This window comes from Gilliamella sp. W8126, from assembly GCF_016102185.1.
Classification (GTDB): domain Bacteria; phylum Pseudomonadota; class Gammaproteobacteria; order Enterobacterales; family Orbaceae; genus Gilliamella; species Gilliamella apis_A.
Window position 1 is genome coordinate 614,230 of record NZ_JACFPE010000002.1, and the last position, 12,785, is coordinate 627,014.

Sequence of the window (12,785 nt, forward strand, 5' to 3'; positions counted from 1 at the left end):
GCTCTCTTCTATTAATAAAGCTGTAATTAATCATACCTTCTATATACCTTTATATTCTTGAATTTTGACTGTAATTTTGAATTCCAAATAATAAATTTTTCTTTTTCATTTATATTTATATTTCGATTATACTGTCTTTTAAATTAGGCGAGAATTCTATGAATAACATGAAAACTAAAACACTATTTATTACTGCATTAACCGTTTTTACATTTAATAGTTCATTTGCTATTGAGAATAAGCATGAACATTCTGTATTATCAAATAAAGTTCACCAAAGCGAACGAGATGATCGTCAATATGAAGTGATTGAACTTAATAATAAAATGCGAGTTTTATTAGTTTCAGATCCGAAAGCAACCAAATCACTCGGATCAATAGCATTGCCTGTTGGTTCACTATATGATCCAGTACTTCAACAAGGATTAGCTCATTACACAGAACATATGGTGCTAATGGGTTCGAAAAAGTATCCTCAACCGTCAAGCTTTACTGAGTTTTTGTCACGACATGCCGGTAACTATAATGCTACTACCAGTGGTAATCGGACTGCATTTTTCTTTGAAGTTGAAAACGGTGTGATTAATACTGCATTAGATTATTTAGCTGATGCGATTGCTGAGCCAATTTTTGATCCTAAATTTGCTGATAAAGAACGTAATGCCGTTAGTTCTGAAATGACGATGTACCGATCGAGTGATGGTTTCCGCATTCAGCAAGTTGATTCTGAAACGATTAATCCTAATCATCCAGCAGCACAATTTTCTGGAGGCAATTTAGAAACATTAAGTGATAAAGATAATAGTAAATTGCAAGATGAATTGGTTAATTTTCATGATAAATATTATTCAGCTAATATTATGGTTGGGGTTATTTATAGTAATCAATCCATTGAAAAATTAGAAAATTTGGCTGAATCTACTTATGGTCAAATTCCTAATAAAAATATTGTTGTTCCACCAATTACTAAATCTGCGATTACTCAGGAGTTTACTGGTAAAGAAATTACCATGATACCAGCTCAACCTAGAAAAATGTTGTCTCTAAAATTTCCAATCGAAAATGACATCGATAAATTTGCAGATAAAACCAATGAATATCTTATCTATTTAATTAGTAATAATAGTAAAAATACCTTAGCTGATCAGTTACAAAAACAAGGCTTGATTGAAGCTATTCAAGCAACTTGTGATAGTAAATATTATGGTAATAGTGGGACATTTAATATTAATGTCATTTTAACTGATGAAGGTTTGGCGCAAAAAGACAAGGTGATTGCAGCTATATTCAATTATTTACAATTAATTGAAAAACAGGGCGTTTCAGAAGCTTATTACGATGAGATAAAAAAAGTTTTTGCTTTGTCGTTTAAGTATAAAGATGTTAACCGCGATATGTCTTATGTTGAATGGTTATCAGATCAGATGCTACTTTATCCAGTTAAAAATGTATTAGATGCGGATTATGTTGCTGAACATTTGAATAAAGAAGCTATCATCACTCGAATCAAAAGTTTTACTCCCGATAATGCTAGAGTTTGGTTGATTGCTCCAAATCAAACCACCGATAAAACTGCATATTTTCTTAATGCGCCTTATAAGGTCGATAATATTACAGATGAATTAAAAGCAACGTGGACTAATTTAGCTAAAGATTTTTCGTTTAGTCTGCCTGAATTAAATCCTTATATTCCTGATAATTTTAGTATAATTGCACAAAATGAAGATCAGATTCAACCAGCAACATTTAGTAAACGTGGTAATCATATTCATTTTGTTAGTCGTCATTTTAGTAATGATCCTAAGGCTGTGATTGCTGTTTCTTTACGTAATAATCAGGCTTTTAAAGATGCAAAAACGTCAATTGCTTTTGAGTTACTTGATTACATAGTTAGTCGTGATTTAACTCAATTACAATTTCAAGCTGGTAATGCCGGAATGTCATTATCTACTGGCACTGATAATGGTTTAATGATAACCGCTGCTGGTTTTAATCAACATTTACCAGAAATGGTATTGGCTATTCTTAATAGTTATCGTCAAGTGACTATTGATGAACAAAGTTTAGCATTAGCTAAATCATGGTATCTGCAACGACTTGATGGGGCAGATCATTTCGAAAGTATTCGATTAGCGTCCGAGCCAGTTCTTGCATTATCTAAATTGCCGCACTATTTTGAACGAGATGAAAGACGACAAATTACAAATACTATCACAATTAGTGATGTTGAAGCTTATCGTGATAACTTGATGTCTCAATCGATACCTTACATGATTAGTTTAGGTAATATTTCAAATGAAGATTCTCTGGATCTTTATCATGCAGTGCAAAAGACATTAAAACGCAATGTTGAATTTACGCCTTTGGATGATATAGCAATTAAAACTTCGTTTACAGCGAGAATCACCCAACAAGCGAAAAGTACCGATAGCGCATTGTTAATGACTTATTTCCCAACTAATTATGATCCAACTAAAAGCCAAGTAGTTGGCTATACATTAGCTAATATTATGTCACCATGGTTTTTTGATCAATTACGGAGCAATGAACAATTGGGATATCTTGTAGGTATTTTTCCATTTTTCATCGGTGAATCAGTAGGGCTGGGTTTTGCTGTGCAAACTAATCAGTGGGATCCTGCTTATCTATTACAACGTTATCAAGCCTTTTACCCAGCAATGTTAAATAAATTAGATGCGTTAACTGATGAGGATATTGAAGAGTATAAAAGAAGTATCATTGATGAACAGACAATGCCTCCGCAATCCTTAGATGAAGAGTTTGAACGTTTAATTTCAGATTATCGTTTATCTCGTTTTCAATTCGATTCTCGTGATAAAAAAATAGAACTACTTAAGAAAATCACTAAACAAGATTTAATTGATTTTTATAAAAATACCGTGATTGAACAAAAAGGTTTAGTAATAGCATCACAAGTGATAGGGAAAACAGAAAAAGAAGAAAAGCAACCGAAAGCTATCACTGACTATACTGAATTTAAAAATGCATCATCATTACAAAATGAATTATTAAAATAAAAGACTCAAGCATGCATTTAGTCTGAAATATCATTACATTAAATTGGCATTGTACCTACCATATGGTACACTGCCAAAATCCCAATAGTTTGAGTATATTATGATTACTGGATCGATTGATTATTGTGCTATCGGACAGCGATTGCGGGCTTACCGTATCGCTGCGTCTCTCAGAGCTGAAGATGTTGCAGAAAGTCTTAAAATCTCTAGAGCTGCAGTTTACCGTTTAGAAAAAGGCGAAATTGTCAAAATAGAAACACTTGAACGTTTAGCCTCATTATTAGATACTTCATTTGCTAGTTTGCTTGGCATTGACACTGAATACTATTCGAGTGGTGATGGTTTTTTTGAACGCATGCGTCAATTAGAAGAACAATCTACGCACATTTATTCCCATTTTGATCCTTTTTCTTTTCTATTAACTTCATCTGATTATCTTGCTCATTTAGGTATGATGTTAAATGAGTCGAGTGAATCCATTGCAGCGCAAAGATATGCAACATCATTATCGATTTTAAATGAGCGTAAGACACAGTTTTATCAATCTGTACCAAAAGTGATTAATCTAATCAGTTTGCGTAATGTTGAGCGATTTTTGCACATCGGTTTGGTTGGCAATTTAACTATTTCTCCAGGCAAGAAATCTGAAAGAATGTTGTTAGCTCGTAAAGAAATTTATCATTTGATCAAATTGATAGAAGATCAAGCTTATGCGCCAACAATTGCGATTACGGAACAAGCTATCCCATCCATCGCTTTTCAAATATTTTATCAAAATAAAGATGCGTTAGCATTGGCAATGAGTCCTTTTCGATTAGGTGAACTACCTAATATAACCACAGGGATTGCCTCAATAACATCTTCAGAAGATGCAATTAAACGTTATCGCCACTTATTTGATAAGTTATGGCAAAATAGTGCGAAAGATCATAAAGCAATCGATCTATTAAAAACCACCTTAGAAAATTTTTAAAGAATATTAAAATTACTAAAGAGAGTCATTATGTTATCTTTAACATTACAACCGATAAAAAAATTTAGTGGTACCATTAATTTACCTGGTTCTAAAAGTGTATCAAATCGTGCACTATTATTATCTGCACTTAGTCAAGGTAAAACAAGATTAACAAATTTACTTGATAGTGATGATGTTCGCTATATGCTTGAGGCTTTAAAAGCGTTAAACATCAAATATCATCTGTCAGATGACCGAACAATTTGTGATATAGAAGGGTTAGGCGGTAAATTACATTCGGCTCACCCATTAGAACTATTTTTAGGAAATGCCGGGACAGCTATGCGTCCTTTAGCTGCAGCACTTTGTTTAGCCGATAATAATATTGTATTAACGGGTGAACCTCGTATGAAAGAGCGTCCAATTGGTCATTTGGTGGATGCATTACGTCAAGGTGGCGCTAAAATTGATTATCTTGAAAATGAAGGTTATCCGCCACTTCATATCCATGGTGGTTTTACTGGAGGTAAGATTGCTGTAAATGGCTCAGTATCAAGTCAATTTTTGACTGCACTATTGATGGCCGCCCCTTTAGCTAGCAATGATACTGAAATTACTATTATTGGCGATCTAGTTTCTAAACCATATATTGATATTACAATAAAAATGATGGCAATGTTTGGTGTATCGGTTATCAATAATCAATATCAGACATTTGTCATTAAAGCTAATCAAACTTATCAATCGCCTGGTAGTTATTTGGTAGAAGGTGATGCCTCTTCAGCATCCTATTTCTTAGCGGCAGCAGCAATTAAAGGTGGCACTGTTCGTGTTACTGGAGTTGGTAAAAAAAGTTTACAAGGAGATACTCAATTTGCCCATGTGCTTGAAAAAATGGGTGCCAAAATAACTTGGGCTGATGATTATATTGAGTGTACTCGCGGTGAATTAAATGGTGTCGATATGGATATGAATCATATTCCTGATGCTGCGATGACAATTGCAACCACTGCACTCTTTGCTGATGGAACAACGACAATTCGAAATATTTACAATTGGCGAGTAAAAGAGACCGATCGCTTATCGGCTATGGCCAACGAATTACGTAAAGTTGGTGCTACTGTTGAAGAAGGAGAGGATTATATTACTATAACTCCTCCTGCAAAACTCAATCATGCAGAAATCAAAACTTATAATGACCATCGTATGGCTATGTGCTTCTCATTAGTTGCACTCTCTGATACGCCGGTAACTATTTTAGATCCGAAGTGTACAATGAAAACATTTCCTGATTATTTTGAACAATTTAAACGATTAAGCGAAATATAACATGACAAAAAATATTCCTGTTATTGCTGTTGATGGTCCAAGTGGTGTAGGTAAGGGTACATTATGTCAAGCGTTAGCAAATCACTTCAACTGGCATCTTTTGGATTCAGGTGCTATCTATCGTGTGTTAGCGCTAGCGGCGTTAAAACAAAATATTGCTTTAGATGATATTAATCAGCTAACTGTGCTCGCATTGAATTTACCGTTAACATTTGATAGCAGTCATGGTGATGTCAAAGTATTGTTGGCTGGGGTTGATGTTTCAAAAGAGATTCGTACCGAACAAACTGGTGGAGCAGCTTCAGAAGTAGCTGCAATAAATGAAGTAAGAACAGCCCTATTACAGCGTCAACGTGATTTTCGACAATTGCCTGGATTAATTGCCGATGGTCGTGATATGGGCACAGTCGTGTTCAGCGATGCCCCTGTAAAAATATTTCTTGATGCTAGCGCTCAATCAAGAGCAGAAAGAAGAATGAAACAGTTGCAAGATAAGCAAATTCATGCTAAATTCCCCGAAATTTTGCAGGAGATAACTGCGCGTGATGAGCGAGATCGAAATCGAGCGGTTGCGCCCTTAAAGCCTGCAGTTGATGCATTAATAATTGATACCACATCTCTCTCTATCGAAGATGTTTTTAATCAAGCTATTATGTATATAAAAGAAAAACTTACGCTATAAGTTTATATTGTATGTAAACTTATTGTGTAAACGAAGCTCCATTATAAGGATGTAAGTGGAGTAACATAAACAACCCCACAAGACAGGATGTAATGTGGACGTTAATATTAATTTAAGTATATAAAATATGACTGAATCTTTTGCTCAACTCTTTGAAGAGTCTTTAAATCAACTAGACACTCGTTCTGGTAATATGATCCGTGGTACTGTCGTTGCAATCGACAAAGATGTTGTTTTAGTTGATGCTGGTTTAAAATCTGAATCAGCAATTCCAGTAGAGCAGTTTAAAAATGCCCAAGGTGAATTAGAAGTTCAAGTTGGCGACGTTGTAGACGTTGTTCTTGATTCTATTGAAGATGGCTTTGGCGAAACAATCTTATCTCGTGAAAAAGCTAAACGTCATGAAGCGTGGCTAACATTAGAAAAAGCAGTTGAAGATGCTGCAACAGTTTTAGGTGTTATCAATGGTAAAGTTAAAGGTGGCTTTACGGTTGATCTTAATGGCGTTCGAGCGTTCCTACCAGGTTCGCTTGTTGATGTTCGTCCATTACGCGATACTTCTCATATTGAAAATAGAGAGATCGAATTAAAAGTTATTAAATTAGATCAAAAACGCAACAACGTAGTTGTTTCACGTCGTGCAGTAATTGAATCTGAAAATAGCGCAGAAAGAGAACAACTTCTTGAAAATCTACAAGAAGGTTCTGAAGTTAAAGGTATTATCAAAAATCTTACTGATTACGGTGCATTCGTTGATCTTGGTGGGGTTGATGGTTTACTACATATCACTGATATGGCTTGGAAACGTGTTAAACATCCAAGCGAAGTGGTTGAAGTTGGTCAAGAATTACTTGTTAAAGTTCTTAAATTCGATAAAGACCGTTCACGTGTTTCTCTTGGCTTAAAACAATTAGGCGAAGATCCTTGGGTTTCAATTGCTAAACGTTACCCAGAAGGTACTAAAGTAACTGGTAAAGTAACTAACTTAACTGATTACGGTTGTTTCGTTGAAATCGAAACTGGTGTTGAAGGTTTAGTACACGTTTCTGAAATGGATTGGACTAACAAAAATATTCATCCATCTAAAGTAGTTAGCTTAGGTGATGAAGTTGAAGTTGTAGTTCTTGAAATTGATGAAGAACGTCGTCGTATTTCTCTTGGTCTTAAACAATGTAAACCAAATCCATGGTTACAATTTGCTGAATCACACAATAAAGGTGATAAAGTTAGCGGTAAGATCAAATCAATCACTGATTTCGGTATCTTCATCGGTTTAGATGGTGGTATTGATGGTCTAGTGCATCTTTCTGATATTTCTTGGAATATGCCAGGTGAAGAAGCTGTTAAAGCTTATAAGAAAGGTGACGATATTGAAGCTGTTGTTTTACAAGTTGATGCTGACCGTGAACGTATCTCATTAGGTATCAAACAACTTGAAGACGATCCATTCAGCAGCTTTGCATCTAACTTCAAAAAAGGCGCAATTGTTAAAGGTAAAGTTACTGCAGTTGATGCTAAGGGTGCAACAGTTGAAATCGCTGACGGTATCGAAGGTTACTTAAAAGCACAAGATATTGCTCGTGAACGTATTGAAGATGCAACTACTGCATTAAATGTTGGTGATGAAGTAGAAGCGAAAATCGTAAATATCGATCGTAAAACTCGTGCAATTTCACTATCTGTACGTGCTAAAGATGAAGCTGATGAGAAAGAAGCATTAGCAGCTGTAAATAATACTGCAACTCAAGAAGATGCATCATTTACTAATGCAATGGCTGAAGCATTTAAAGCAGCATCAAAAACTGAGTAAAAAATATTTATTCAAAGAGTAAAGAGGGCTTGCCCTCTTTTTCTTTTGTGGTATAAAATGAATAAAATATATACCACATAAAATAAATTAGGAGTGACCATGAACAGATCCGATTTAGCAGAAAGAATAGTCAACTGGCGGGCACACCTTCCTGTGCAACTTGTTGATGATGCTGTTAGAGACATTATTGAACAAATTGCTTTAGCGATGGAAAGTAATGATCGTGTTGAAATACGCGGTTTTGGTAGTTTTAGTCTTAACTACCGCGCTCCACGTAAAGCTAGAAACCCTAGAACAGGAGGAAATGTTGAGGTTAAACACAAATATATCCCTCACTTTAAACCTGGGAAAGAGTTACGTGAACGTGTAAATAATGCAGCTAAAGCATAATTTCAATCCATTTAATAAAAAAGCCTTTGAGTAAAATCAAAGGCTTTTTTATTAATTAGATGAATGATTCTCAATAGAAACAGAAATAGTAATTTTTAAATTGGAATGTAGCTCTAAAATTAAAGGTAAAATAATCCATAGAAAGTTCTAACATATTAGATTGAATATTTGAACAATATTAATATGTAGAAATTGATGCGGCATTACGGTTCAATAGATTTAATGGCAATTGTATTCACCTTAGGATGTGTGTCATTAATGTTTTTGCCATCATTGCCTTCAGAAACAAGTTGGCTTGTTTTGGCTGGGGTATTCATTGTTATTATTTTAGTATGGTCAATACGACGCCATTACTATCTTTGTGTGATTGCTGTTTTTATATTAAGTTTTCTCTGGTCTACAGCAAATGCAAAACAATATTTAAGCCTAATTGAACCATATATTGACCAGACATTAGTCGTCACAGCAAAAGTTGAAACTATTAATACTCAAATTTATTCCCCCAAAAAAAACAATCCGTATTATGCAAAATTTTCCATTTTAAAAATTTCAGATCAGATTTTATCATCACCAATACCTATTATTATTTATTGGCAACAATCAGATTTAATTAAAGCTGGTCAAATTTGGCAATTAACAATAAAAACTAAAGTGACGCAAAGTTATTTAAATGAAGGCTCATTTGATAAACAACGTTTTGCCATTGCAAATCATACTTTGTTAAAAGCTAAAGTTATTAAATCAGTTTTGCTCGAAAAAAAGTTTAATATTCGACAAAGTATTGCTGATAAATGTTTAGCTTATATTAATCTGTTTAGTTATCGAGGCATTTTATTAGCATTAGGATTTGGTGACCGTTCACAGATTTCTGATCATAATCGTTTAACTATGATGCAAACCGGTGTAGCTCATTTAATGGCAATTTCAGGAATGCATATTCTGTTAGTATTCTATATTAGTTGTTTTTTGCTAAAAGGATTACTGTTTTTTTTTCCACAACGCTATAGCCATTTATTATTACCCATATTAATTGGTTGGTTAACAACGTTATGTTATACATGGTTAACTGGTTTTAATCCTCCAGCATTACGAGCTATTTTAGCATTATCAATTTGGATATATTTGCGTTATAAAAATAATCACATCAGCGCGTGGCAGAAAATTAACCGTATTATAGCGTTATTATTAATTTTGGATCCGCTAATGATACTATCTGAAAGTTTTTGGATGTCCTGTTATGCTGTGGTTAGCTTGATTTTTTTATTTGAATGGTTGCCATTAGCTAGCACGTTAAAAAATAAAAAACGATGGTATTTTATTAGATTATTACATTTACAATTTGGTTTAACATTATTATTGCTTCCTATCCAATTATTTATTTTTCATGGTATAAGTGTTGTTGCGTTGTTAACTAACTTAATTGCAATTCCTATTGTTTCGTTAATCACCTTTCCCGCGATTTTATTGGCATTATTATTTAGTCTGATGGACTGTTTTTATCTTGCTTTATGGTTATGGTTTGTTGCGCAAACTTCGCTAGAATGGCTTTTTTATTGCTTAGAATATTTAAATATTTTATGGCTAAATATACCAGCGGATTTTTATTTGTTTAGTAGTATTGGATGGTTAACTATTATCATTATTAGGATAGAATTTTGGCGACGTTTCAGCTTTTCTATTATTATTGTTATGACAATATTATTTTCGCCAATTTATAAACAACCCGATTATCTATGGCGAATGGATATGTTGGATGTTGGACATGGATTGGCCATTGTGATTCACAATGGTAAATCAGCCATTTTGTATGATACTGGTGCAAAATGGGAAAATAGTTCAGCGGCTGAGCAAGTAATCATCCCTTTTTTACAATGGCATAATCTGAATGTTGAAGGCATTATTATTAGCCATAGTCATAATGATCATATTGGTGGTTTAAGCTATTTACGACAACGTTATCCTGATGCGTGGTTAATGAGTTCATCTTCAAGTTTGAGTAATGATTATAACTGTTTAGCTGATCATAAATTTCATTGGCAACATTTACGCTTTAATGTGTTATGGCCGAACAAATTAGTGAGTGATCCTAATAACGGCGATTCATGTGTAATACAAATTACTGATGGTCAATTTTCAGTGTTGTTGACGGGTGATCTAGAACGTAAACAAGAATATGATTTAGTGGTTAAATATAAACGTAATCTACATTCAACCATTCTACAAACTCCTCATCACGGTAGTACTACTTCATCAAGTTATTCATTCTTAAATTATGTTAATCCTTTTAATTCACTAACTTCAACATCACGTTATAACCCATGGAGATTACCTTCCAATAAGATAACTAATCGTTATAAAGCGCTAAATATTAATTATTATGTTACAGGTAAGGAGGGGCAAATAAGTCTATTTTTTTATCCAACATCATGGCAACAAAAAACTATGCGACAAGATATCAATCCAAGATGGTATCATGATTGGTTTGGTAGTTTATCATTTTATGAGTAAAATAGAATTATTGTTAGTATGGTTTATAAATTATGTATTTATCCACTATATAAAAATAAAATTATTGGAATTAGAGAGCATAATAAAGTTATGATTGAGAAACTATGGTATGGTAAAAATAAATCATTTTGGTTGTTGTTGCCATTTTCATTATTGTATGGATGTATTAGCTTTATTCGTCGTCAATTATACAAGTTTGGTATATTCAAAGCATGGCAATCTCCAATTCCCATTATTGTCATTGGTAATTTATCAGCAGGAGGTAATGGTAAAACGCCTCTGGCAATCAGTTTAATTGAAGCCTTAAAGGCTAAAGGCCTGAAAGTTGGATTAGTCTCTCGTGGTTATGGTGGAAAATCCGACCATTATCCATTAATTTTAGATGAACATACTACCACTGCTCAAGCTGGTGACGAACCAATTTTAATTTATCAAAGAACTCAAATACCAATTGCGGTCGCACCTAAGCGAGTCGAGGCAGTTAAAGAATTATTAAAATCATATCAATTGGATGTTGTTTTAACTGATGATGGTTTACAGCATTATGCATTAGCTCGTGATATTGAGATCGTAGTCGTTGATGGTAAACGACTATTCGGAAACGGTTGGTGGATCCCAGCAGGTCCTATGAGAGAGCGAACAAATCGGTTGAAATCAGTAGATTTAATTATGATAAATGGTGACAGCTCGTGCGATATATCAAATCAGTATCCAGATAAAACTTATACTATGCAATTAACCCCTAGTTACGCGGTAAATCTACTAACCAATGAAAAAAGCCAATTATCGGCATTACATCATATTTGTGCCATTGCTGGTATTAGTAATCCAAAGCGATTCTTTGATATGTTAATAAAAATGAATGCAGATTTGTTACATACAGAATCTTTTGCTGATCATCAAAATTTTAGCCTGCCATTGTTAGAGAAAATAGCTGAAAGTAATCAAACACTTTTAATGACCGAAAAAGATGCAGTGAAATGTCGACAATTTGCATTACCTAATTGGTGGTATTTACCAATTGATGCTACGATACCCAATCAGGCTATTGAAAAGATTTATTCACTATTTGTAGAAAGAAAATTACAAAGAGAAAAAAAATGAAACAACTGTTATTAAGTGCTATTGCTTGTCCTAAATGTCATGGACAATTAGAATACGATAAGCAACATCAACAATTAGTTTGCCAAAATGATAGGTTAGTTTACTCAATAAAAGAAGGGATACCGGTATTATTAGCAAGCGAAGCAAATTCACTAAATCAATCTAATTGTAATAAAGAATAATTAAAGTTTTGAGGTAATTTTATGAGTTTTACAGTAATTATTCCTGCTAGATATGCTTCAAGCCGTTTACCGGGAAAACCCCTTGCTGATATCCATGGCAAACCGATGATAATTCGAGTAATGGAACAAGCGCAAAAGTCATCGGCTAGTCGAGTTATCATTGCCACTGATAACCAACAAGTTTTTGATGTAGTGCAAAGCTATGGTGGTGAGGTCGTTTTAACGAGTGATAAGCATAACTCAGGAACTGAACGTTTAGCTGAAGTCATTAATACTTTTCAACTGGCTGACGATGAAGTTATTGTAAATGTTCAAGGTGATGAACCATTAATTCCACCGATTATTATTGATCAAGTTGCTGATAATTTAGTGAAATACAAGACAGGAATGGCAACTTTAGCTGTGCCGATTGCTTCCGTTGAAGAAGCATTTAACCCAGGTGCTGTAAAAGTGGTTATGGATAAAGATGGTTATGCACTCTATTTTTCTCGGGCGACTATTCCGTGGGAGCGTGATCGTTTTGCTCAATTGAGTGAACAAAATAAACTTGATTCGATTGGTGACTTTTACCTACGTCACATTGGTATTTATGCATATCGTGCGGGTTTTATTCGTCAATATATTCAATGGGCACCTTCTGCTTTAGAACAGATAGAAATGTTAGAACAATTAAGAGTTCTTTGGTATGGTGAGAAAATACATGTAGCGGTGGCCAAACAAGCTCCGGCTATTGGGGTTGATACCCAAGAGGACTTAGATAAAGTTAGAGCATTATATCAGGAATAAA

Annotated in this window: 10 protein-coding genes; all 10 read left to right on the forward strand. The window is 34.1% G+C overall.

The genetic code is table 11. The features are described from left to right. The first annotated feature begins 158 nt into the window (after positions 1-158). Positions 159-3,038 carry a pitrilysin gene (ptrA, locus tag H3S74_RS06755; RefSeq protein ID WP_198247541.1) on the forward strand — a complete coding sequence of 960 codons (2,880 nt, stop codon included), beginning with the start codon at positions 159-161 and terminating at the stop codon, positions 3,036-3,038. Positions 3,039-3,138: 100 nt separating this feature from the next. Further along, positions 3,139-4,011, forward strand: coding sequence for a helix-turn-helix domain-containing protein (locus H3S74_RS06760; protein ID WP_110447539.1), 873 nt, complete (start codon positions 3,139-3,141; stop codon positions 4,009-4,011). Between the two features lie 27 nt (positions 4,012-4,038). Next, positions 4,039-5,322 (forward strand): 3-phosphoshikimate 1-carboxyvinyltransferase, encoded by a 1,284-nt coding sequence (aroA, locus tag H3S74_RS06765; RefSeq protein WP_370547583.1) that lies wholly within the window; start codon positions 4,039-4,041, stop codon positions 5,320-5,322. A gap of 1 nt (position 5,323) precedes the next feature. Beyond that, positions 5,324-6,004: a (d)CMP kinase gene (gene cmk / locus H3S74_RS06770; protein ID WP_198247543.1), complete on the forward strand. Its 681-nt coding sequence runs from the start codon at positions 5,324-5,326 to the stop codon at positions 6,002-6,004. Positions 6,005-6,131: 127 nt separating this feature from the next. Further along, complete coding sequence (gene rpsA / locus H3S74_RS06775; protein WP_110447542.1) at positions 6,132-7,814, forward strand: 30S ribosomal protein S1; 1,683 nt, start codon at positions 6,132-6,134, stop codon at positions 7,812-7,814. Positions 7,815-7,913: 99 nt separating this feature from the next. Then, positions 7,914-8,204, forward strand: coding sequence for an integration host factor subunit beta (ihfB, locus tag H3S74_RS06780; RefSeq protein ID WP_034901983.1), 291 nt, complete (start codon positions 7,914-7,916; stop codon positions 8,202-8,204). Between the two features lie 222 nt (positions 8,205-8,426). Then, the gene (locus H3S74_RS06785; RefSeq protein ID WP_181414644.1) at positions 8,427-10,712 is read left to right on the forward strand and encodes a DNA internalization-related competence protein ComEC/Rec2; all 2,286 of its coding nucleotides are present in this window, start codon (positions 8,427-8,429) and stop codon (positions 10,710-10,712) included. Positions 10,713-10,802: 90 nt separating this feature from the next. After that, complete coding sequence (gene lpxK / locus H3S74_RS06790) at positions 10,803-11,816, forward strand: tetraacyldisaccharide 4'-kinase (RefSeq protein ID WP_110448039.1); 1,014 nt, start codon at positions 10,803-10,805, stop codon at positions 11,814-11,816. After that, positions 11,813-11,998, forward strand: coding sequence for a Trm112 family protein (locus H3S74_RS06795; RefSeq protein ID WP_086359461.1), 186 nt, complete (start codon positions 11,813-11,815; stop codon positions 11,996-11,998). The genes lpxK and H3S74_RS06795 overlap by 4 nt, the downstream gene beginning before the upstream one ends. A gap of 21 nt (positions 11,999-12,019) precedes the next feature. After that, on the forward strand, positions 12,020-12,784 hold the full coding sequence (kdsB, locus tag H3S74_RS06800) for a 3-deoxy-manno-octulosonate cytidylyltransferase (RefSeq protein WP_110447544.1): 765 nt from the start codon (positions 12,020-12,022) through the stop codon (positions 12,782-12,784). Position 12,785: the final 1 nt, after the last annotated feature.